Here is a 22,742-nt window from a genome sequence, read left to right on the forward strand (position 1 = left end):
GCGCACGCCCCCTACGCCTCGCGGGAGCCCTCGTACATCTCCTCGATCAGGTGCTTGTACTCCCGCTCCACGACCGGTCGCTTCAGCTTCAGGCTGGGGGTGATCTCCCCGTGCTCGACGTCGAGGTCGCGGGGCAGCAGACGGAACTTCTTGACGGTCTGCCAGCGCTGGAGACCCTCGTTGAGCTGCTTGACGTAGCCGTCGACCATCTCGACGGTCACGGGCGCCGCGACGACCTCGGCGTAGGACTTGCCCTCCAGGCCGTTCTCCTTCGCCCACTCCATGATCGCGATCTCGTCGAGGGCGATGAGCGCCGTGCAGAAGTTCCGGTCGGCGCCGTGGACCAGGATGTTGGAGACGTAGGGGCAGACCGCCTTGAACTGGCCCTCGACCTCGGCCGGCGCGATGTACTTGCCGCCGGAGGTCTTGATCAGGTCCTTCTTGCGGTCGGTGATGCGCAGGTAGCCGTCGGGCGAGAGCTCGCCGATGTCGCCGGTGTGGAACCAGCCGTCGCTCTCCAGCACCTCGGCGGTCTTCTCGGGCAGCTGGTGGTAGCCCTCCATGATGCCGGGGCCGCGCAGCAGGATCTCGCCGTCGTCCGCGATGCGCACCTCGGTGCCGGGCAGCGGCTTGCCGACCGTGCCGGTGCGGTAGGCCTCGCCGGGATTGACGAAGGACGCGGCGGAGGACTCGGTGAGGCCGTACCCCTCCAGGATGTGGATGCCGGCGCCGGCGAAGAAGAAGCCGATCTCCGGGGCGAGGGCGGCCGAGCCGGACACGCAGGCCCGCAGGCGGCCGCCGAAGGCCTCGCGGATCTTGGCGTAGACGAGCTTGTCGGCGACGGCGTGCTTGGTGCGCAGGCCGGCCGGGGCGCTCGCGGTGCCGGTGCGCTTGAAGTTGTCCTGGGTGACCTTCGCGTACTCGCGGGCGACCCCGGCGGCCCACTGGAAGATCTTGTACTTGGCTCCGCCGCCGGCGCGGGCCTTGGCGGCGACGCCGTTGTAGACCTTCTCGAAGATGCGCGGGACGGCCGCCATGTAGGTCGGCTGCACGACCGGCAGGTTCTCGATGATCTTGTCGACGCGGCCGTCGACGGCGGTGACGTGACCGGCTTCGATCTGGCCGGAGGTGAGCACCTTGCCGAAGACGTGCGCGAGGGGCAGCCACAGGTACTGCACGTCGTCCTTGGTGACCAGGCCGGTCGCGGCGATCGCCTTCGCCATGTACGACCAGTTGTCGTGCGGGAGACGCACCCCCTTGGGGCGGCCGGTGGTGCCGGAGGTGTAGATGAGGGTGGCGAGCTGGTCCTTGGTGAGCGCGCCCACCCGCTTCCTGACCAGCTCCGGGTCCGCCTCCAGACGGGCCGCACCCCGGCGCTCCAGGTCGTCGAGGGTCAGCACCCAGTCCTCGCCGGTGTCGGCACCGGTCGCGTCGACCACCACGACGTGGGTGAGCTCGGGCAGCTCGCCGCGCTTCTCCCTCGCCTTGGCGAGCTGGGCGGCGTCCTCCGCGATCAGGACCCTGCTCTCGGAGTCGGAGAGGATGTACGCCGACTCCTCGGCGTTGGTCTGCGGGTAGACCGTGGTCGTCGCGGCGCCCGCGCACATGATGCCGAGGTCGGCGAGGATCCACTCCAGCCGGGTGGAGGAGGCGAGGGCCACGCGCTGCTCGGGCTGCACACCGAGTTCGATCAGTCCGGCCGCGATGGCGTAGACGCGTTCGGCGGCCTCGGCCCAGGTCAGCGACTTCCAGTCGTCCGGGCCCTCACCCGAGGACGAAGGCACCGGGTAGCGGTACGCCTCGGCGTCCGGCGTGGCCGCCACCCGCTCCAGGAAGAGTCCCGCCACGGAGGGCGGACGGTTCTCGATCAGTGTCTGTGTGTCGCTCACGACATCCTCCGTGGGCCCGCGACGGCGCGGCTTGCTCAGGTGCGGCTGGATTTCACTCTCGGGCGGTGCTGGGGCAACGGCTCGGACGGTTGCCCGATCACTTGTTTAACTCACGAGTAACTACGGGGCAGGCATCAGATTAAAGGGCGACCGCCCTCGGCGTAAGACTCCGCACCCTGTCACTTCCTACAGATGCCCGCCCGTGACATGCGAAGGGACCCGCCGCACTTTCGTACGACGGGCCCCTCCCTGACCGTTTTGCCCGGATTCGACGTCCGGCGGTGCGGTTACTTCTTGCCCTTGCCCGACCCCGCGCTGTCATCACTGGACAGCACCGCGATGAAGGCCTCCTGCGGAACCTCCACGGAACCCACCATCTTCATCCGCTTCTTGCCTTCCTTCTGCTTCTCCAGCAGCTTCCGCTTGCGGGAGATGTCACCGCCGTAGCACTTGGCGAGGACGTCCTTGCGGATGGCGCGGATGGTCTCGCGGGCGATCACCCGGGAGCCGATGGCGGCCTGGATGGGCACCTCGAAGGCCTGCCGCGGGATGAGCTCGCGCAGCTTGGCGACGAGCCGCACCCCGTACGCGTACGCGGCGTCCTTGTGGGTGATCGCCGAGAAGGCGTCCACCTTGTCGCCGTGCAGCAGGATGTCGACCTTGACCAGGCTGGAGGTCTGCTCCCCGGTGGGCTCGTAGTCCAGCGAGGCGTAGCCGCGCGTCTTCGACTTGAGCTGGTCGAAGAAGTCGAAGACGATCTCGGCGAGGGGGAGGGTGTAGCGGATCTCCACCCGGTCCTCGGAGAGGTAGTCCATACCGAGCAGGGTGCCGCGCCGGGTCTGGCAGAGCTCCATGATCGAGCCGATGAACTCGGTCGGCGCCAGGATCGTGGCGCGCACGACCGGCTCGTACACCTCGTTGATCTTGCCTTCGGGGAACTCGCTCGGGTTGGTGACGGTGTGCTCGGTGCCGTCCTCCATGATCACGCGGTAGACCACGTTGGGCGCGGTGGCGATCAGGTCGAGCCCGAACTCGCGCTCCAGCCGCTCGCGGATCACGTCGAGGTGCAGCAGGCCCAGGAAGCCGACGCGGAAACCGAAGCCGAGGGCCGCGGAGGTCTCCGGCTCGTAGACCAGGGCGGCGTCGTTGAGCTGGAGCTTGTCCAGCGCCTCGCGCAGCTCGGGGTAGTCCGAGCCGTCCAGCGGATACAGACCCGAGAAGACCATCGGCCTCGGGTCCTTGTAACCGCCGAGCGCGTCCGTGGCGCCCTTGTGCTGGCTGGTGACGGTGTCGCCGACCTTGGACTGGCGGACGTCCTTCACGCCGGTGATCAGGTAGCCCACCTCGCCGACGCCGAGACCGTCGGCGGAGAGCATCTCCGGGGAGTTGGTGCCGATCTCCAGCAGCTCGTGCGTGGCGCCGGTGGACATCATCCGGATCCGCTCGCGCTTGTTGAGCTGGCCGTCGATGACACGGACGTACGTCACGACACCGCGGTACGAGTCGTAGACGGAGTCGAAGATCATCGCGCGGGCGGGGGCGTCCTTGACGCCGACCGGGGGCGGGACCTCGGCGACGACCTTGTCCAGCAGCACGTCGACGCCGAGCCCGGTCTTGGCGGAGACCTTGAGCACGTCGTCGGGGTCGCAGCCGACCAGGTTGGCGAGCTCCTCGGCGAACTTCTCGGGCTGCGCGGCCGGCAGGTCGATCTTGTTCAGCACGGGGATGATCGTGAGGTCGTTCTCCATCGCCAGGTAGAGGTTGGCGAGGGTCTGGGCCTCGATGCCCTGGGCGGCGTCGACGAGGAGGATGGTGCCCTCGCACGCGGCCAGCGACCGCGAGACCTCGTAGGTGAAGTCGACGTGCCCCGGGGTGTCGATCATGTTGAGGATGTGCGTGTCGGTCTTGTCGTGGGTGGGAGCCCACGGCAGACGCACCGCCTGGGACTTGATCGTGATGCCGCGCTCGCGCTCGATGTCCATGCGGTCGAGGTACTGGGCGCGCATCTGCCGCTGCTCGACGACACCGGTCAGCTGGAGCATCCGGTCGGCGAGCGTGGACTTGCCGTGGTCGATGTGCGCGATGATGCAGAAGTTGCGGATCAGCGACGGGTCGGTACGGCTCGGCTCGGGCACATGGCTAGGGATCGCGGGCACGCAGGGTCCTGATTCTTGAGGCGTCCGCAGTGTCTGCGGTCTCGGGTCGGATCTATACGTAGCCTCCATCGTCCCACGGGTGGGGAGCCGGGATGGGTCTGGGAGCGGCTGGGGGCGGCTTCGGCCCGGACTCGGCCCGGACTCGGGCGGGCGAAGGGCGGGTTTGGGGAGGCCTGCCCGCCGCTGGTAGTGTGAGGGGCTGTGTCTCTTGCCCTCTCAGCGCGAGACACTCCTTCAAGAAATCACCGGTACGGGCCCTTAGCGGCCTCGTGCCTGAACCTGCAAAGGCTCATTCGTGGCGAACATCAAGTCCCAGATCAAGCGGAACAAGACCAACGAGAAGGCCCGGCTGCGCAACAAGGCCGTCAAGTCCTCTCTGAAGACCGCGATCCGCAAGGCCCGTGAGGCCGCTGCCGCGGGTGACGTCGAGAAGGCCACCGAGTACCAGCGCGTCGCTTCGCGCCAGCTCGACAAGGCCGTCTCCAAGGGCGTCATCCACAAGAACCAGGCCGCCAACAAGAAGTCGGCGCTGGCGCAGAAGGTCGGCGCTCTCAAGGGCTGAACCCCTTATCTGGTCTGATCGCCGGAAGGACCCAGAGCGGGCCCTCTCTCATCCGCTCCCGTCCGGCACCCAGGGTCCATGCGCGGCCTGCGTTCGCCACGCGGGCATGGACCCCCGAGCTTGATCCCGAGGCTCCGGTGGCCGTCCTTCCCCAGGACGGCCACCGGGGCCTTCGGTCTGTCCTGGCCATGAGCCGGAACACGGGACCGGGCGCGGACCGGGAGGACGCGGTCGGAGAGTGGGCCGGGGGCGGTGAGCCCGGGGGCGGGCGGGCCCGCGGGGGGGGCGGGTGAGCCATGGGGGGCAGGTGAGCCATGGGGGGCGGGTGAGCCATGGGGGGGGGCGGGTGAGCCCCGGGGGGCGGGCGGCACGGGGGCCCAGGGGCGGTCCGGGAGGCGGCGGCAGGACGAGGCGGACTGCGGTTTACGACCGTCCCCGCGAACGCGCCGCCCGGGCGATGATCACCACGCACTTCTCCAGGGCGTACTCGGGGTCGTCCCCGCTGCCCTTCACTCCCGCGTCCGCCTCGGCCACCGCGCGCAGGGCCACGGAGACGCCGTCCGGTGTCCAGCCGCGCATCTGCTGCCGGACGCGGTCGATCTTCCACGGCGGCATCCCGAGCTCGCGGGCGAGATCGGCGGGGCGTCCGCCGCGGGCGGAGGACAGCTTGCCGATCGCCCGCACGCCCTGGGCCAGCGCGCTGGTGATCAGCACGGGCGCCACCCCGGTCGCGAGGGACCAGCGCAGCGCCTCCAGCGCCTCCGCCGCCCGTCCCTCGACCGCCCGGTCGGCGACCGTGAAGCTGGAGGCCTCGGCCCGCCCGGTGTAGTAACGCCCGACGACCGCCTCGTCGATCGTCCCCTCTATGTCGGCGGTCAGCTGAGAGACCGCCGAGGCCAGCTCCCGCAGGTCGCTGCCGATCGAGTCGACCAGCGCCTGACACGCCTCGGGGGTGGCCGACCGCCCGGCGGTACGGAACTCCGCCCGCACGAAGGCCAGGCGGTCCGCGGGCTTCGTCATCTTGGGGCACGCCACCTCACGCGCCCCCGCCTTGCGCGCGGCGTCCAGCAGGCCCTTGCCCTTGGCGCCGCCCGCGTGCAGCAGGACGAGGGTGATCTCCTCGGCGGGTGCGCCGAGGTAGGCCTTGACGTCCTTGACCGTGTCGGCGGACAGGTCCTGCGCGTTGCGTACGACCACGACCTTGCGCTCGGCGAAGAGCGAGGGGCTGGTGAGCTCGGCGAGCGTGCCGGGCTGCAGCTGGTCGGGGGTCAGGTCGCGTACGTCCGTGTCGGCGTCGGCGGCCTTCGCGGCGGCCACCACCTCCTGCACGGCACGGTCGAGCAGGAGGTCCTCCTGGCCCACGGCAAGGGTCACCGGGGCGAGAGGGTCGTCATTCGCAGTCTTCCTGGCCATCGCGACAAGCATCGCACGCACCACTGACAAGGGTCCCCGCCCGGCGCCCCGCCGGGGTCAGGGCTCCTCGCGCCAGCCCTCCCACTCCCCCGCGAACGCGTCGAGTTCGGCGGGGTCCAGCCGCTCCCTCTCGTCGCGCAGGACCACGAGCCACTGGGCATCCTCGGCGTCGTCCTCGCCGGCCAGGGCGTCCCGGACCAGCTGGGGTTCCTCGTCGAGCCCGAAGCGTTCCCCGAGCGCCTGGGCGGCCTCCTCGGCGGCGTCGCGGTCGGGCAGCACCAGCACATGTCTCACATCACTCACGGGAGCCATTGTCGGACACCCCGCGCCGCGCCGACCGCCAGGTCAGCCCTTGGGCACGATCTGCACGTCGAGGTCGATCCGGATGCTGGGCCCGACCACGGCGATGCCGCGCGCCAGCATCGTCTGCCAGCTCACCGTGAAGTCGTCGCGGTGCAGCTCGGTCGTGGCACGGCAGGCCGCCCGCACCTCGCCCTCCATTCCGTTGCCGAGGCCCAGGTACTCGGCGTCCAGCGTGACCGTGCGCGTCACACCGTGCAGCGACAGCGCCCCGGTGACGGCCCACCGGTTGCCGCCCCGGTGCGTGAACCGGTCGCTGTAGAACTCCAGGGTCGGAAAGCGCTGCACGTCCAGGAAGTCCCCCGACCTCAGGTGGTCGTCGCGCATCCTCACGTTGGTGTCGATGGACGCCGCGTCGATCACCACGTGCATCGCCGACCGCGCCATGTCGTCCGCGATCCGCACCGCGCCCGCGAAGGAGTTGAACCTGCCGTGGATCCGCGCCAGTCCGATGTGCCGGGCGGTGAACGCTATCGAGGAGTGCGCCGGCTCGATCTCCCAGTCACCCGGCGCGGGCAGCTCCGGCGGCCGGGCCACCTGCAGGGTCACGTCACCGAGTGAGGACAGCGTGTCCTCGGTGACCGTCGCGGACGCCCGGTACGGCGTGTAGCCCTCGGCGGACACCGCGAGCCGGTACTCCCCCGCCGGCACCGCCGCCACGAACGACCCGAAGGGGTCCGTGCCGCCGCCGACCACCTTGCGCCCCAGGGTGTCGCTCACCGTGAACTCGGCGTGGGGCACCGGCTCGTCCACGGGGTCGAGGACCCGGCAGCTCAGCGCTCCCGCGCTCGGCGGGGTCTGCACCGCCGCCAGGGGACCCGTCCGTTGCATCCGCTTCGTTCGGCTTTCCAGCCAGCGGCCGATCATCTGAGACACCCTCTGCGCGACGTGCGGAAAATCGTTGACGAAGAAACATTCGATCACTGGTGGGGCTTTCGAGGCAACACGGACCCACATCACGGGAAACCGGCGCATGTGCAGGGAGTAGGCACGAGTACACACGAGTGGACCCCGTGTGACTCGTGTGTACCTTTTGTGGGCCGAAGCGGCCCGGTGGAGCGGAACCCCACAGGGGCGGACCCACGGCTTCTCACGGCCGGCGCACGGTGGTTCTCACGGCCGGCGCACGGTGGTTCTCACGGCCGACGCACGGCGGTCCTCACGGGCGGCGTACGGCGGGCACCCGGTCGAGTTCGATGCCGAACCGGTCCCGATAGGCGGCGAGCACCTCCTCGTCCGTCGCCAGCTCGCGCTCCTCCCGCAGCCCGTCGACGGTCGTCGACACCAACCTGCGGCCGCTGATCGTGATCCTCCCTCCGTCCTCCGTGAGCAGCGAGCAGACCGGCGCCTGGAGGAAGTGCGACTGCGGTGAAGTGCTGTGCCACCACGCCCCGGACACGAAGTCACCGAGCACCCGCGGGCGCAGCTCCAGGCGGTACACGGGCTTCCCGTCGCACACCACGTCCAGGTCGGCTGCCCGGGCCGAGTCATGGCCGCCGCGCACCCCCGCGGCGTCCGGCCCCGCCTCGGCCACCCGGAACGTGCCGCCGGGGTCCTCCTGCTCGCCCCGCTCCGCGAAGGCCAGCGGACCGTGGCTGTGCGCCCCGAAACCGACGTCGGCCAGCCAGTCGCCGCCGTCCACCGACCGCACCAGCAGCGCCAGGTGGTCGTACGGGACACCGAGCCGGCCACCGTCCCCGTACACGCGCGCCGCGAGCAGGGTGACCTCGTACCCGAGCGCCGCCAGCAGCGCGCCGAACAGACCGTTGAGTTCGTAGCAGAACCCGCCCCGGCGCGCGCCCACCACCTTGTCCAGGAGCCGCTTCTCCTCCAGCACGATCTCCTCACCGAGATGGACGGAGAGGTTCTCGAACGGCACCGTCCGCAGATGGCGCAGTTGCAGCTCACGCAGGGCGTCGGCCGTGGGCCACGCGGGGTATTCGACTCCGATACGGCTGAGGTAGGCATCGACCTGTGCTGAATCCATGCCCTCAGTCTCCCGCCACCCGCAGGGCCTCGCCGGTGCCCGTGACCGCCAGCGCCCCGTCCCGGTCCGTGCGCAGCACCATCGTGCCCCGGGCGCGCAACGCGGCGACGGTGGCGGGGGCCGGGTGCCCGTAGGTGTTGTCCGCGCCGCAGCTGATGAGCGCCAGCCGTGGGGCGACCTTGCCCAGGAGGCCGGGATCCTGGTGGGCCGAGCCGTGGTGGGCCACCTTGAGCACGTCGACGCCTTCCAGCGCGCCCGCCGCCGGTGACTTCGCCAGCTCCTGCTGGGCCGGGGGCTCCAGATCGCCGAGCAGCAGCAGGCGCAGCCCCGCCGTCCGCACCAGGAGCGTGACACTGGCGTCGTTGGGCTCCACCGTGCTCGTCGCGGGGCCCGCCCCGGTGCTCGCCGCCGATGGCGGTGGAGGCCACACCACCTGCCAGGACAGCGGTCCCGCCCTTCGCTGCTGCCCGGCCGCGGCGTGCCGCAGGGGGATCCGTCGTGCCGCCGCCTGTCTGCGGACGGACTCGGCCTGGTCGGCGGGCTCTTCGAGCGCGGTCGTCTCGATGGCGCCCACCGCACGCCCCCGCAACACCCCGGCCAGTCCCGCGACATGGTCGGCGTGGAAGTGGGTCAGCACCACGAGCGGGACGCGGGTGACGCCGAGCGAGCGCAGACAGTGGTCGACCAGCGCCGGGTCCGGTCCGGTGTCCACGACCACGCCCGTGCCCTCACCCGCCGCGAGCACCATGGCGTCGCCCTGCCCGACGTCGCACATCACCATCCGCCAGTCCGGCGGCGGCCACCCGGTGATCACCCGGGCCAGTGGGGGCGGCCGGACCACCACCAGCACCAGCAGGGCCGCGCAGAGACCGCACCACCAGGGATGCCCGAGAAGTCGCCGGCCGGCCAGCAGCACGCCCACCGTGGCGAGGGCGAGCAGCGCCGCGCCGGTCCAGCTGCCCGGCCAGTCCACTCCCGCGCCGGGCAGCGCGGCCCCGGTGCGGGCGATGCCGGCGATCCACTCGGCGGGCCAGCTCCCGCACCACGCCAGCCCTTCGGCCACCGGCATCGCCACCGGTGCCGCCGCCAGCGCCGCGAAACCCAGCACCGTGGCGGGCGCGACCGCGAACTCCACGAGCAGGTTGCAGGGCACCGCCACCAGGCTCACCCGCGCCGACAGCACGGCGACGACCGGAGCGCACAGGGCCTGCGCCGCACCCGCGGCGGCCAGCGCCTCGGCGAGCCGAGGGGGGACCCGGCGCCGGCACAGCGCCGCGCTCCACCGGGGAGCGAGCGTGAGCAGTGCCCCGGTGGCCAGCACGGAGAGCAGGAACCCGTAGCTGCGGGCGAGCCACGGGTCGTACAGCACCAGTAGCAGCACGGCCGTCGCCAGCGCGGGGAGCAGCGACCTGCGGCGCCCGGTGGCCAGCGCGAGCAGGGCGACGGCCCCGCAGGCCGCGGCCCGCAGCACGCTCGGGTCGGGTCGGCACACGACGACGAATCCGAGTGCGAGGACCCCGCCGAGCAGCGCGGTGGTCCGCAGGGAGATCCCGAGGCGGGGCGCCAGCCCCCGGCGCTCGCTGCGCTGGGCCAGTCCGGGCGGACCGAGCAGCAGGGCGAGCACGATCGTGAAGTTGGCTCCGGACACGGCCAGCGTGTGCGCGAGGTCGGTCTCCTTGAACGCCTCCTCCAACTCCGGCGTGATGCGCGAGGTGTCCCCGACGACCAGCCCCGGCAGCAGGGCCCGTGCGTCCTCCGGGAGACCGTCGGTGGCCTCCCGCAGCCCCGCCCGCAGCCGTCCGGCCAGCCGCTGCGCTCCCGACGGCTCGGCCACGACCTCGGGGGCCTCCCGCCCGCCCCGTACCCGCAGCACGGCGGCGATCCGGTCGCCGGCCGACCTCGGAGGTGCCGACCGGGCGGTGACCCTGAGCCGCGTGGTGGGCAGCAGTCCCAGCCAGTGGGCCGCACCGGGCCCGGCGCCGGTGAGGGGCCGCTCGTTCGGGGCGCCCGGGGACAGGCGACTCGAAGTCCCCCCGGACGTCTCCGGTCCCCCAGACGCTCCCGGCGCTCCGAACCCACCCGCCGCCCCTCCCACGTCGACGAGCATCAGCACCGGTGTCCGGGTCACGACCTCCGCTCCGCCCGCCTCCGTCAGCCGGCGTACGTCGCCCTCGATCAGCACGGTGGGCGGCACGGCCCGGTTTCCCCGGACGCGGGGCCGGGTGAGGCGAGGGTCCGCGGTGACCTCCACCTCGGCGGTGACGGTGGCGTACTGCCGCGCCAGCGCCGGTACCGGCCCACGGCGCAGGTCCGCGCCGTGCAGGGCGGCCGAGGCGGCGGCCGCGGCGACGCACAGGAGCAGGGCGACGAACGACACGTGCCGCCGTCCGCGCGCCGGGCGTCGCCCCCGTGCCCTCAGCAGCAGTACGCCGGCCAGGAGCAGGCCACCGGTCACGACTCCGACGGTCCAGCCGGGCGGCGCGTCGAGCATCACCGCCGCCGTCGCCCAGGTCCCCAGCGCGGGCGGCACCAACCGCAGGTCGGTGGGCCCCTCCTGCCGAGGGTGGGCGGCACCGAGCCGATGCCCGGAAGCGGCGTGCACGGCCGCGCGCGGCGGCGCCGTCCGCTCGCCGGGCTCCGCCGCCCTGCCGGGGGCCGTCACGTCCGTACTCATGGCCGCACGAGATTCCGCAGGTCGGCGAAGCGGCGCTCACCGATGCCGTTGACCTCCCGCAGCTCGTCCACCGAGCGGAAACCGCCCTGCCGGGTGCGGTAGTCGATGATGTGCCGGGCCAGCACGGGGCCGACACCGGGCAGGGTGTCGAGCTGGTCGGCGGTCGCCGTGTTGAGGGAGACCGGTGCGACGGGGGCCCCTCCCGCGAGCCCGCCCGCCGCGGCCGATCCGCCCGGCCCGCCCGGTGCCGATCCGCCCGGCCCGCCCGGGACCGTTCCGCCCGGGGCCGTCCCGGTGCCGGGTGCGGGAGCGCCGACGACCACCTGCTCGCCGTCCACGAGGAAGCGGGCCCGGTTCAGCCCGTCGGTCCTGGCTCCCGGCCGGACGCCACCGGCGGCGCGGAGGGCGTCCGCGACCCGTGAGCCGGCCGGCAGGCGGTGGACCCCGGGCTTGCGGACCTTGCCCCCGACGTCCACCACGATCTCGGCGCCGACCGTGGCCCCTGCCACGGCGGTGCCCTTGTGCGTACCGGCCGTTGAGCTGTCCCCGCCCACCTCGCCCCCGGCCGCCTCGCTCCCCGCCGTCCCGCCCCCTCCCGAGGCGCCGTACACCGCGGCCTCGCGCACGGTCTCGGGCGCCGGCACCGGTTGGGTGCGGCCCGTCCAGAAGTGCTGCACGGCGAGGACCGACGCGACGACGAGCAGCACCGTGAGCGCGGCCACACTGCGCCGCTCCAGCCCGCACCGGGTCTGCAGCCACACCGGCACGCGCTCCCGCAGCGCCTGACCGGCCCGGTCCCGCCAGCTCGTCGCGGAGGTGTCGGCGGCGCCCTGTGCCGCCTCCTCCTCGCCTCCGGTGGCTTCCCTGCGCGCCGCGTCGCCCTCCGCGTGCCCCCTCCGGAGTCCGAGATCGCGGCCCTGGGGTGCTGGCGGCCCCTTCCCCGACTCGCCCCGCACGACGGGACGTTCGGCGAAGAGCGCCTCGGCGCGCAGGCGGAGCTCCTCCGCCTGCGCGTGCGCCTGCGCGTGACGGCGCATGCGTCCTCCCCGGCCGCCGGAGCGGGGACCGGGGCCGGACGGACGACGGCTGCCCGGGCGGCCGGACGGACGGCGGTCGCGCAGGCGGCCGTCGGAGGCGGGGCCACGGCCCGGGCCACTGGTCGCGGTCGCTGTGCGTGAGCGTGATCGAAGAGCCATGCGAGGAGCATCGGACAGCCCGGCGCAACCGCGATGATCTTGGTCAATTCCCGGGGATCACCACCGGATTGTGGAAAACTCCGTCACCCACCCGGGTGACACGACGCCTTTCAGCGCGACGAGACCACGACCCCCAGCAGACCGGGGCCCGTATGTGCCCCGATCACCGCGCCGACCTCGCTCACATGCAGGTCGGCCAGCCCCGGCACCCGCTTGCGCAGACGGTCCGCCAGGGCCGAGGCCCGGCCGGGGGCGGCGAGATGGTGGACGGCGATGTCGACGGGCGCGGCCCCCGCCCGGTCGGCGGCGATCTCCTCCAGCCGGGCAATGGCCTTGGACGCCGTCCGTACCTTCTCCAGAGGCTCGATGCGGCCGTCGGCCAGCTGCAACAGCGGCTTCACCGCGAGCGCGGAGCCGAACAGGGCCTGGGCCGCCCCGATCCGGCCGCCGCGGCGCAGGTAGTCGAGGGTGTCGACGTAGAAGTAGGCGGAGGTGGCCGCGGCCCGCTTCTCCGCGGCCGCGACCGCTTCGTCCACCGTGCCGCCCGCCTCCGCGGTCTCGGCCGCGGCCAGCGCGCAGAATCCGAGGGCCATCGCGATCATCCCGGTGTCCACGACCCGCACCGGCACCGTCGCCTCGCGCGCGGCGACGACGGCCGCGTCGTGCGTGCCGGAGAGCTCGGCGGAGAGATGGAGGGAGACGATGCCGTCGACGCCGGACTCGGCGATCCGGCGGTAGGTCTCGGCGAAGACTTCGGGGCTGGGGCGCGAGGTGGTGACCGGGCGCCGCTTCTGCAGGGCCTGGGCCAGCGAGCGGGTCGAGATCTCGGTGCCCTCTTCCAGTGCCCGGTCGCCCAGGACGACGGTCAGGGGTACCGCGGTGATGCCGTGCCGCTCCATCGTCCGGGCCGGAAGATAGGCCGTTGAATCCGTGACGATCGCGACATGACGGGACATGAGCTGGAGGTTACCTGGCGTAGCGCCCGTACGGCAGCCCGGCCCGTCGGCCGGGCGTCCACACGGCTGTGATCAGGTCGTGTTCTCCGGACGGGCCTTCTTCTGCCAGGGGTACACGGGGCTCGGGCCGGGCGGGTCGATGGCGGGCCGCGCGGGATCCTGCGCCTGCTCCGGCTGCGCGGTCCGCGGCCAACTCTGCCGGGCGGCCGGGGCGTCGGCGGCCGGCGCCTCGGGCCAGGGCGGCGGCGCGGCGGCGGGCTCCGTCTCCGTCCAGTGCCGCAGGGCGCCGGCCTCGACGTCGATCTGTGCGCTCAGCGAGTCCAGGTCGTCGTCCGCGAAACGGCGGGCCCGGTCACGGGCCGCCCAGCGCAGGGACTCCGCCGAGCGGGCGATGCGCTCGGTGCGCTCGCGCAGCGTGGGAAGGCGCTCGGCGAGCGTGGCCCGGTCCGGCTCGGACTCCAGCCGCCTGAGCTCGCCGTCCAGCTCGTACCCGTGCGCGCTGAGCCGGTCGAAGAGGGCGAGGGACTCCTTGAGGGACTCGTCCTCGGCCACGCCCGCGTGCAACGCGTCCTGGGTGGCCCGCATCGACGTACGCAGCGTCAGCCGCAACTGCGCCAGCTCGCTCGCCGGGCCCGTCTGGACGAGGGACTTGGCCCGCAGCGTGTGGTCCTCGACCGTGCGGCGGGCCTGGGTGATGCCACGGTCCACACTGCGCTTGGCCGCGCCGACGGCCTTCACCGTGGCGTAGGCGCCCAGCACGAGGGCGAGCACGAAAAGCAGGGCGAATACCGTGATCACTGCTTCCACGAAGCTCCTCCTCCGAGCGTCCGACCCGCGCACCGGCAGGCCGCGGCACTCTCCGCGCCGCTCTTCCACGGTAAACGCAGGGGGCAGGCCCAGGGTTCCGACGGAACCCCGAACCTGCCCGCACGCGACCCTGAACCGGCCCGCACCGCCCCCGGGCCACCCCCTAGGGGACGCCCCCGAGGCCGGACCCGTACACCGCGGATCCGCCCAGCCCCGCACACCGCGGATCCGCCCCGGACCCGCACGCCGCGGGCCCCGCCCGCCTAAGCGGGAACGATGTTCACCAGCTTCGGTGCCCGCACGATCACCTTGCGGATCCCGGCCCCGTCCAGCGCGGCCAGGACCTTGTCGTCGGCCAGCGCGGCCTTCTCCAGGTCCTCCTCGGAGATGGACGGAGCGACCTCCAGCCGCGCCTTGACCTTGCCCTTGATCTGCACGACGCAGGTCACGGTCTCGTCGACGACGTAGGCCGGGTCGGCGACCGGGAAGTCCTGGTGGACGACCGAGTCGGAGTGCCCCAGCTTGCGCCACAGCTCCTCGGCGACGTGCGGGGCCAGCGGCGCGACCAGCAGCACCAGGCGCTCGGCGACCGTGCGCGGGACCGGGCCGCCCACCTTCGTCAGGTGGTTGTTCAGCTCGGTGACCTTGGCGATGGCGGTGTTGAAGCGCATGCCCTCCAGGTCCTGCCGTACGCCGTCGATGGCCTTGTGCAGGGCGCGCAGGGTGTCGGCGTCGATGTCGGACTCCGCGACGTCCGCGACCGTCACCTCGCCGGTGTTCTCGTCGACGACGTTGCGCCACAGCCGCTGCAGCAGCCGGAACTGGCCCACCACCGCGCGCGTGTCCCACGGCCGGGAGACGTCCAGCGGACCCATCGCCATCTCGTACAGGCGCAGGGTGTCGGCGCCGTACTCGGCGCAGATCTCGTCCGGGGTGACCGCGTTCTTCAGGGACTTGCCCATCTTGCCCAGCAGCCTGGAGACCCGCTCGCCCTGGTAGTAGTAGGAGCCGTCGCGCTCCTCCACCTCGGCGGCCGGCACCGCGATGCCGCGGCTGTCCCGGTAGACGTAGGCCTGGATCATGCCCTGGTTGAACAGCTTGTGGAACGGCTCGGCCGAGGAGACGTGCCCCAGGTCGAACAGCACCTTGGACCAGAAGCGCGCGTACAGCAGATGCAGCACGGCGTGCTCGGCACCGCCGACGTACAGGTCGACGCCGCCGTGCGGCAGGCCCTCGCGCGGGCCCATCCAGTACTTCTCGATCTCCGGGTCGACCAGCTGCTCGGAGTTGTGCGGGTCCAGGTAACGCAGCTCGTACCAGCAGGAGCCGGCCCAGTTGGGCATGGTGTTGGTCTCGCGGCGGTACTTCTTCGGGCCGTCGCCCAGGTCCAGCGTGACGTTGACCCAGTCCTCGTTGCGGGACAGCGGCGTCTCGGGCCGGGTGTCCGCGTCGTCCGGGTCGAAGGTCCGCGGGGAGTAGTCCTCGACCTCGGGCAGCTCCAGCGGCAGCATCGACTCGGGCAGGGCGTGGGCGATGCCGTCCTCGTCGTAGACGATCGGGAAGGGCTCGCCCCAGTAGCGCTGGCGGCTGAACAGCCAGTCACGCAGGCGGAAGTTGACGGTGCCCTCGCCGGTGCCGGACCGCTCCAGCCACTCGGTGACGCGCTCCTTGGCCTCGACGACGCCCAGGCCGTCCAGGGAGACGTCCGCACCGGAGGAGTTCACGATCTTCGCGTCGTAGGAGGCGAAGGCCTCGTCCCACGTCGCGGTGTCCGTGCCGCGGCCGTCGGTCGGTTCGACGACGCAGCGGATCGGCAGCTCGAAGGCGCGCGCGAACTCGAAGTCGCGGGTGTCGTGCGCCGGGACGGCCATGATGGCGCCGGTCCCGTAGCCCATCAGCACGTAGTCGGCGATGAAGACCGGGACCTGCTCGCCGTTGACCGGGTTGGTCGCGTGCACGCCGATGAAGACGCCGGTCTTGTCCTTGGCCTCGGCCTGCCGCTCCACGTCGGACTTGGAAGCGGCCTGCGCGCGGTACGCCGCGACGGCCTCGGTCGGGGTCGCGTGACCGCCGGTCCACGCCTGGCGCGTGCCCTCGGGCCAGGCGGCCGGGGTGAACTTCTCGACCAGCGGGTGCTCGGGCGCCAGCACCATGTAGGTGGCGCCGAACAGGGTGTCCGGGCGCGTGGTGAAGACGGTGATGCGCTCCCCGTCGACGGGGAAGTCGACGCGGGCGCCCTCGGAGCGGCCGATCCAGTTGCGCTGCTGCAGCTTGATGGCCTCGGGCCAGTCCAGCTCGTCCAGGTCGTCCAGCAGCCGGTCGGCGTAGGCGGTGATGCGCATGTTCCACTGGCGCAGCTTGGACTTGAAGACGGGGAAGTTGCCGCGCTCGGAGCGGCCGTCGGCGGTGACCTCCTCGTTGGCCAGCACGGTGCCCAGGCCGGGGCACCAGTTGACGGGCGCGTCGGAGGCGTAGGCCAGGCGGTACTCGCCCAGGACGTCGGCGCGCTCGCCGGCGCTCAGGTCGCTCCACGCGCGCCCGGGGTGGCCCGGAACGGCCCGCTCACCGGACTCGAACCGGGCGACCAGCTCGGCGATCGGACGGGCCCTGCGCGCCTCCTCGTCGTACCAGGAGTTGAAGATCTGCAGGAAGATCCACTGGGTCCACTTGTAGTACTCCGGGTCGATCGTGGCGAACGACCGGCGCTTGTCGTGGCCCAGCCCCAGCCGGCGCAGCTGGCTCTGCATGTTCTTCATGTTCGCCTCGGTCGACACGCGCGGGTGCGTGCCGGTCTGCACGGCGTACTGCTCGGCGGGCAGTCCGAAGGCGTCGAAGCCCAGGGTGTGCAGGACGTTGTGGCCGGTCATCCGCTGGAAGCGGGCGAAGACGTCGGTGGCGATGTAGCCCAGGGGGTGGCCGACGTGCAGGCCCGCACCGGAGGGGTACGGGAACATGTCCATGATGAACTTCTTGGGCCTGGCGACCAGCTCCGGGTCGCCCGCCAGGTCGCCCTTGGGGTTCGGCGCGGCGTACGTCCCCTCGGCGTCCCAGAAGTCCTGCCAGCGTGCCTCGATCTCGGCGGCCATGGCGGCCGTGTAGCGGTGCGGCGCGGCGTCCGCCGGCACAGGGGCGGTCGCCGCGGGGTTCGTCTCGCTCATGATCCTCAAAGCTCCATCGATCGTCTCTGCCAGCGGCTGCGACATTCAAGACCAGCGGCTGCGAATGCCGGGAAATGAAAAATCCCCTCGCACAGGAGGGGACGCCGCGCCGATTCCGGCCACCGGGCCTGGGCCGGGGTCGGGACTGATCAGCGCGGCTCGCTAAGCAGAAGGCGTACGGCACGCATGGCGTCAGGGTACCGCAGTCACCCAGCAGGCCGCGACGGCCCTGTGGACGCTCCGCGGGCAGCCCTGTGGGCGGCCCCGTACGCCGGGCGAACCTGAACCAAGGTCAAAGGTTACTTCGCGTAACGACCACTAACGGGACATCGCAACGACGGCATTGTCATTTGATAACAACGCAATAACTCAAACCTCGTACTCGCGGGTATGACGCCACTTAGAGTGCGGCAGCGGGACCGCTTTCCCGAACCGCTCCGGAGTCGCCCCCATGAACCCTCCCCCGTTCCACCCCCGCAGTGACAGCTCGCCGCCTTCCCTCACGTCCCTGACGTGGGGAGGTCTGCCGTGGTGACGAACGACAGCACGATGGACGACACCTTCGCCCAGTTCCTCGACTTCGGCGCCGGCGTCCTCTCCCTCGTCTTCCTCAGCTGCTCCGTGATCTGGGGGCTCGTCGCCCAGGACCGGGTGGTCCTCGACACCCGCCAGCGCATCCTGGCCCAGGCGGTGCACCGCACCACCGCGGTCGCCTCGGTCGTGTTCCTGCTGGTGCACATCGGGGTCAAGCTGACGCTGGCGCACACCACCTGGGTCGCCGCGGTGATCCCCTTCGGGCTCCTGGCCACGGAGGACGAGGCCTTCGGCGGCAGGTCCGTCCTCATCGGCTTCGGCACCCTGGCCAGCATGCTCATGATCTTCGTGGGCGTGACCGGCGCCCTGCGCAACCGCTTCGCCTCCCCGGCCCCCGTGGCCTCCCGCTGGCGCGCCATGCACATGCTGGCCTACCCGGCGTGGTGCCTGGCCCTGCTGCACGGGCTCTACGCGGGTCGCGCGGCCAAGCCGGTCTTCACCGTCCTGTACGGCCTGTCCGTGCTCGGCGTCATGGCGGCCCTGGCGCTGCGCGCGGCTCCCCGGCCGGTCAAGCGCGAGGTCGCCGACCGGATCGCCGGCTTCTTCGGGACCACCGAGCGCAGGGTCCAGGAGGAGCTGGAGGAGAGCCGGGCCCGCGCGACCACCGCCTCCACGCTGCCGGGCTACGAGGGCCCGCGGACGTCCGGGGCCCGCTCGGCGTCCCGGTCCGCGCCGCGGTACGAGTCCGCGGAGCGGCTCACGCCCCCGGAGCCCGCGAACGGGTTCGCGGCCGCCTACCGGGCCGTGTCCAGCCCCTCCGGCGCCCGGCGACAGCCGCTGACGGCCGACGCGATCACGCCCGACCGGCTGCCGCCGGACATGCGGCCCACCGAGACGATGCCCGTCGCGGACGGCGGGGGCAGCACCTCGGGAAGCTGGCCGATACCGTCACCGCCGCCGGTCGGCGAGGCACCCCCCTCGGTCTACGACCCGCTCAACGACACGGGACACACCATCCCGGTCTACGGCAATCCGGACGCGTCCGGCTACGGCTCGAGTGACGTGTACGACACCGGTGAGACGAACGCCGTCTATGACACGTATTACCCCGACGACACCTACAACAGCGGTCCCGCCACTGAACCAACCCCCGGCGCGTCCTCCGGCCCGACGGCCGTAGGCACGCCGTACGACACGTCCTACGACTTCGACGCACCGGGTTCGGGCGAACCTTGGAACACGCCTTCCGGAGGCTATAAGTGAACGAGGCCCTGCCCGACGTCCCCGAAGTCCGCGTGGTCGGTCTTCCCCAGCTCACGTCGGGCTTCGACCTTGTCGAGCGCCTGGATCTGCCCATGCACCTGAAGGTGCACGGCCCGCTCGAACCGCTGGGCGGCGAACAGCTCGCCCAGCTCTCCGAACGCATCAACCTGAAGGGCCGCGGCGGCGCGGGCTTCCCCTTCCACAAGAAGCTGCGCTCGGTCGCCGAGGCGGCGATCAAACGCGGCGTACGGCCGGTCGTGGTCGTCAACGGCAGCGAGGACGAGCCCGCCTGCCGCAAGGACACGGTGCTCATCAACCGCGCCCCGCACCTGATCCTGGACGGCGCGCTGCTGTGCGCCGAGGCCATGGGCGCGCGCACGCTGGTCATCGGGGTCACCCGGGAGTCCACCCAGCGCTCCATGGAGGCCGCCCTCGCCGAGCGCGGCCTGAGCAACGGGCGCCGCTCCGCCCTCCGCGCGCGCGTGCAGCGCAACCCGGTCCGCATGGTCACCGGCGCGGCGGCCTCGCTGATCCGCTCCATCGACGGCGGCCCGGCGATGCCGCCCGGCCGCAAGGTCAGCGCCTCCAGGAGCGGGGTCGGCGGCGCCCCGACCCTGCTGTCCAACGCCGAGACCTTCGCCCAGCTCGCGATCGCCGCCCGCATCGGCCCGGAGCGCTACGGCAACACCGGCCTGTACGACGAGCCGGGCACCGTCATGCTCACCGTCTCCGGGGCGGTCGCCCGCCCGATGGTGATCGAGGTGCCGACGGGCGTGCCGTTGCGCTACGTCCTCCAGCTCGCCGGCGCCCCGCCGGTGCCGCAGGGCGTGCTGACCGGCGGCTACCACGGCAAGTGGATCGACGCGGCGTCCGTCGACGAGGCGATCGTCTCCCGCAACTCCCTGCAGCAGGTGGGCGGCTCGCTCGGCGCGGGCGCGATCCTGCCGATCGGTCAGGGCACCTGCCCGCTGGGCGAGTCGCTGCGCGTGGCGCAGTGGCTGGCGCAGGAGAGCGCGGGCCAGTGCGGCCCCTGCTACCTGGGCCTGCCGGCCGCCGCACGCGGCCTGGAGGACATCCTGAACGGCGGTGGCCCGGCCGCGCTGGAGGCGGTCAAGCAGGTCGCGCGGAACGTGAAGCGGCGCGGCGCCTGCTCGCACCCGGACGGCTCCGCGATGTTCCTCGAGTCGACCCTCAAGGCGTTCACCGACGACCTCGCCGCCCATGTCCTCGGCAACGGCTGCGGGCGGCCCGTGGAGGGTGTCCTGCCGCTCTTCGAGGGCGGCACGGCCCCTACGGGCGTCCCGGGCGGCGGCGGGGAGAACGGCCCCAGCCGCCAGAAGATCTACGTCGACTGGACGCTGTGCCGGGGCCACGGCCTGTGCGCGGACATCCTGCCGGAGGTCTTCCAGCTCGGCGCCGACGGCTTCCCGACGGTCGCGCAGGCCGAGGTGCCGCGCTTCGCGGAGGCCAAGGCGGTCCGCGCGGTGCGCCGCTGCCCGGCGCTCGCCCTGCGCATCGAGGAGGACACCCGGGGGCAGATCCCCCCGCCCTCGCGGACCAACCTGCCGGTCCTCTCCCCGGGCCGGGGACGCCGGGCGCTCGGCCGCTGAGCCCCGACCACACGAACAAACCCCCCGGATCGTGATCCGGGGGGTTTCCCTGTGGAGCTAAGGAGAATTGAACTCCTGACCTCCTGCATGCCATGCAGGCGCTCTACCAACTGAGCTATAGCCCCTTGCTTCTTCGTCCGCCCGGTCTCCCCGGCGGCGACGCCAACATTACACGGTCCACCGGGCCCAACACCAAATCGTTTCCGTTCTGTCCGATTTGGCGCCGGATGCGCTCCCGACGTGCCTGACTAGGCCGTCACGAACGAGTAGAACCGCTTGAGCGTGCAGTGCTCCTCGAGGAGCCGGCCGTAGATCGGCTCGCCCTCGAGCTCGCGGTACGTCTCGATCGGGTCGCCTTTTATGATCAGCGCCCGCGCGCACTCCTCGCACCAGTACTGGTAGTCCGGATTCACCGGCTCCATGTCCCGCACGATCGGGGTGCCGCTGCCGCACCAGTCGCACTTCCGCCTGTGTGCACCCATCGATCAGCTCCAGCTGTGGCCGCAGGCCGTGCACACGTAGGAGATACCGCCGTTGTCACCGAGGACTTGGGCCACGTGTCCGGAACCGCAGGAAGGGCAGCTGAGGCGGGTGATGGTGTTCCGTGCCACCGCTCCGCCGAGGAGATGACCGACCTCCTCGAGGATGCTCGCAGGCATCGCCACTCCCTCCCGTCGGGCCGCGGTCCCTTCCGGCCGTTTGATTCTGCCACGACCGGGCCAATACGGTCAGCGACGCCTCAGTACCGGTCCGGACACGGAGTCCCACAGGGGTATACGCCTGCGGGACGCCTGGTGCTCAGATGGGCTCAAACGAAAAATCCCGCCCCCCGAGGGGGACGGGATTCGTCCGTGGGCTGTGGAGCTAAGGAGAATTGAACTCCTGACCTCCTGCATGCCATGCAGGCGCTCTACCAACTGAGCTATAGCCCCTTGCTGCCACCCGGCCTGGCCGTGTGGTCCTTCGCCCCGCTCGGCGGGGCGAACAAGAAGAACTTTAGCCTGCGACCTGCCGGAAAGTGAAATCCGGGTACCGGCCCCCGGCCGCGGCGGCTCAGTCGTCGTCGCCGAGCACCGGTTCCGGCAGCGTGCCGGCGTTGTGCTCCAGCAGGCGCCAGCCCCGGGCGCCCTCGCCGAGGACGGACCAGCAGCAGTTGGTCAGCCCGCCGAGACTCTCCCAGCTGTGCGGTTCCAGACCGAGCAGGCGGCCGATCGTGGTGCGGATCGTGCCGCCGTGGCTGACCACGACGAGGGTGCCGTCCTCGGCGAGCTTCTCGGCGTGGCGGAGCACCACGGGCGCGGCGCGGTCGGCGACCTCGGTCTCCAGCTCACCGCCGCCGCGGCGGACCGGCTCGCCGCGCTTCCACGCCGCGTACTCCTCGCCGTGCCGGGCGATGATCTCCTCGTGGGTCAGCCCCTGCCAGACGCCCGCGTAGGTCTCCCGCAGGCCCTCCTCCAGGGTCACGTCCAGACCGGTGAGGGCGGCGAGCTCGGCCGCGGTGTGCGCGGCCCGCAGGAGGTCGGAGGCGATGATCGCGTCGGGCCGCAGGCCCACGAGCAGCCGGGCGGCGCGGCGGGCCTGGGCGACGCCGGTCTCGGTGAGCTCGACGTCCGTGGTGCCCTGGAAGCGGCGCTCCACGTTCCACGCGGTCTGGCCGTGCCGCCACAGGATGATGCGCCGGCCGCGGCCCGGCCCGGCGGCCGCGACCTCGCCGGTGGCGCTCATCGCCAGTCCCCGTCGGTGTCGGTCGCCTCCTCGGCGGCCTTGAGCTCGGCGTGCTCCGCCGCCTTGCCGCGGGTCTCCTTGGCGTCGGCGGGCAGCTCCAGCTCGGGGCAGTCCTTCCAGAGCCGCTCCAGGGCGTAGAAGACGCGCTCCTCGCTGTGCTGGACGTGGACGACGATGTCGACGTAGTCGAGCAGGACCCAGCGGGCCTCGCGGTCGCCCTCGCGGCGTACCGGCTTGGCGCCGAGCTGCTTGTTGAGCCGTTCCTCGATCTCGTCGACGATCGACTTGACCTGGCGGTCGTTGGGCGCGGAGGCCAGCAGGAAGGCGTCCGTGATCGACAGCACGTCGCTGACGTCGTAGGCGATGACGTCGTGGGCGAGCTTGTCGGCTGCCGCCTGTGCGGCGGCGTTGATGAGTTCGATGGAGCGGTCGGTCGCGGTCACTGCCTGGCT

General features: G+C 72.1%; 18 protein-coding genes and 2 tRNA genes. 3 read left to right on the forward strand and 17 right to left on the reverse strand.

Annotation, left to right across the window (positions count from 1 at the left end):
* Positions 1-11: 11 nt before the first annotated feature.
* Together SAM23877_RS12270 and lepA are read right to left on the reverse strand one after the other, a co-directional pair.
* Positions 12-1,889, reverse strand: coding sequence for an AMP-dependent synthetase/ligase (locus SAM23877_RS12270; protein ID WP_053130670.1), 1,878 nt, complete (start codon positions 1,887-1,889; stop codon positions 12-14).
* A gap of 287 nt (positions 1,890-2,176) precedes the next feature.
* Entirely contained in the window at positions 2,177-4,045 is a 1,869-nt protein-coding gene (lepA, locus tag SAM23877_RS12275; RefSeq protein ID WP_053130673.1) for a translation elongation factor 4, read from the reverse strand.
* A gap of 295 nt (positions 4,046-4,340) precedes the next feature.
* Here lepA and rpsT point away from each other — a divergent pair, with 295 nt between their 5' ends.
* Positions 4,341-4,607, forward strand: coding sequence for a 30S ribosomal protein S20 (gene rpsT / locus SAM23877_RS12280; RefSeq protein ID WP_030180898.1), 267 nt, complete (start codon positions 4,341-4,343; stop codon positions 4,605-4,607).
* Positions 4,608-5,030: 423 nt separating this feature from the next.
* On the opposite strand, the gene holA is transcribed toward rpsT, so the two are convergent.
* The 9 genes from holA to leuS form a co-directional block, all read right to left on the reverse strand.
* A complete protein-coding gene (holA, locus tag SAM23877_RS12285) occupies positions 5,031-6,020 on the reverse strand; it encodes a DNA polymerase III subunit delta (RefSeq protein ID WP_179948842.1) in 990 nt (329 codons plus the stop codon).
* A 57-nt stretch (positions 6,021-6,077) separates the two neighbouring features.
* On the reverse strand, positions 6,078-6,323 hold the full coding sequence (locus tag SAM23877_RS12290; protein ID WP_053142389.1) for a hypothetical protein: 246 nt from the start codon (positions 6,321-6,323) through the stop codon (positions 6,078-6,080).
* Between the two features lie 42 nt (positions 6,324-6,365).
* Positions 6,366-7,247, reverse strand: a complete 882-nt coding sequence (locus tag SAM23877_RS12295; protein ID WP_053130679.1) for a YceI family protein — start codon at positions 7,245-7,247, stop codon at positions 6,366-6,368.
* Positions 7,248-7,539: 292 nt separating this feature from the next.
* Positions 7,540-8,367: an arylamine N-acetyltransferase family protein gene (locus tag SAM23877_RS12300; protein WP_053130682.1), complete on the reverse strand. Its 828-nt coding sequence runs from the start codon at positions 8,365-8,367 to the stop codon at positions 7,540-7,542.
* 4 nt (positions 8,368-8,371) lie between these two features.
* Positions 8,372-11,041, reverse strand: coding sequence for a ComEC/Rec2 family competence protein (locus SAM23877_RS12305; protein WP_079030159.1), 2,670 nt, complete (start codon positions 11,039-11,041; stop codon positions 8,372-8,374).
* Entirely contained in the window at positions 11,038-12,237 is a 1,200-nt protein-coding gene (locus tag SAM23877_RS12310; protein WP_107408654.1) for a ComEA family DNA-binding protein, read from the reverse strand. The genes SAM23877_RS12305 and SAM23877_RS12310 overlap by 4 nt, the downstream gene beginning before the upstream one ends.
* A gap of 110 nt (positions 12,238-12,347) precedes the next feature.
* Entirely contained in the window at positions 12,348-13,193 is an 846-nt protein-coding gene (locus SAM23877_RS12315; RefSeq protein WP_053130700.1) for a DegV family protein, read from the reverse strand.
* Between the two features lie 72 nt (positions 13,194-13,265).
* Positions 13,266-14,000 carry a hypothetical protein gene (locus SAM23877_RS12320; RefSeq protein WP_053130704.1) on the reverse strand — a complete coding sequence of 245 codons (735 nt, stop codon included), beginning with the start codon at positions 13,998-14,000 and terminating at the stop codon, positions 13,266-13,268.
* A 263-nt stretch (positions 14,001-14,263) separates the two neighbouring features.
* On the reverse strand, positions 14,264-17,158 hold the full coding sequence (gene leuS, locus SAM23877_RS12325) for a leucine--tRNA ligase (protein ID WP_053130707.1): 2,895 nt from the start codon (positions 17,156-17,158) through the stop codon (positions 14,264-14,266).
* Positions 17,159-17,686: 528 nt separating this feature from the next.
* On the opposite strand from leuS, the gene SAM23877_RS12330 reads away from it, so the two are divergent.
* Together SAM23877_RS12330 and SAM23877_RS12335 are read left to right on the forward strand one after the other, a co-directional pair.
* The gene (locus tag SAM23877_RS12330) at positions 17,687-18,955 is read left to right on the forward strand and encodes a ferric reductase-like transmembrane domain-containing protein (protein ID WP_053130710.1); all 1,269 of its coding nucleotides are present in this window, start codon (positions 17,687-17,689) and stop codon (positions 18,953-18,955) included.
* A complete protein-coding gene (locus SAM23877_RS12335; RefSeq protein ID WP_053130713.1) occupies positions 18,952-20,565 on the forward strand; it encodes an NADH-quinone oxidoreductase subunit NuoF family protein in 1,614 nt (537 codons plus the stop codon). The genes SAM23877_RS12330 and SAM23877_RS12335 overlap by 4 nt, the downstream gene beginning before the upstream one ends.
* Before the next feature lie 52 nt (positions 20,566-20,617).
* Here SAM23877_RS12335 and SAM23877_RS12340 read toward each other — a convergent pair.
* The 6 genes from SAM23877_RS12340 to rsfS form a co-directional block, all read right to left on the reverse strand.
* Positions 20,618-20,690: transfer RNA gene (locus SAM23877_RS12340), tRNA-Ala, on the reverse strand.
* A gap of 123 nt (positions 20,691-20,813) precedes the next feature.
* Positions 20,814-21,047: a hypothetical protein gene (locus SAM23877_RS12345; RefSeq protein WP_003976229.1), complete on the reverse strand. Its 234-nt coding sequence runs from the start codon at positions 21,045-21,047 to the stop codon at positions 20,814-20,816.
* Positions 21,048-21,050: 3 nt separating this feature from the next.
* Entirely contained in the window at positions 21,051-21,224 is a 174-nt protein-coding gene (locus tag SAM23877_RS40215; protein WP_107408655.1) for a hypothetical protein, read from the reverse strand.
* A gap of 200 nt (positions 21,225-21,424) precedes the next feature.
* A tRNA-Ala gene (locus tag SAM23877_RS12350) sits at positions 21,425-21,497 on the reverse strand.
* A 121-nt stretch (positions 21,498-21,618) separates the two neighbouring features.
* On the reverse strand, positions 21,619-22,290 hold the full coding sequence (locus SAM23877_RS12355; RefSeq protein WP_053130716.1) for a histidine phosphatase family protein: 672 nt from the start codon (positions 22,288-22,290) through the stop codon (positions 21,619-21,621).
* The gene (gene rsfS / locus SAM23877_RS12360; RefSeq protein WP_053130719.1) at positions 22,287-22,733 is read right to left on the reverse strand and encodes a ribosome silencing factor; all 447 of its coding nucleotides are present in this window, start codon (positions 22,731-22,733) and stop codon (positions 22,287-22,289) included. The genes SAM23877_RS12355 and rsfS overlap by 4 nt, the downstream gene beginning before the upstream one ends.
* Between the last annotated feature and the right edge of the window lie 9 nt (positions 22,734-22,742).

Source organism: Streptomyces ambofaciens ATCC 23877, assembly GCF_001267885.1.
Taxonomy (GTDB): Bacteria; Actinomycetota; Actinomycetes; order Streptomycetales; family Streptomycetaceae; genus Streptomyces; species Streptomyces ambofaciens.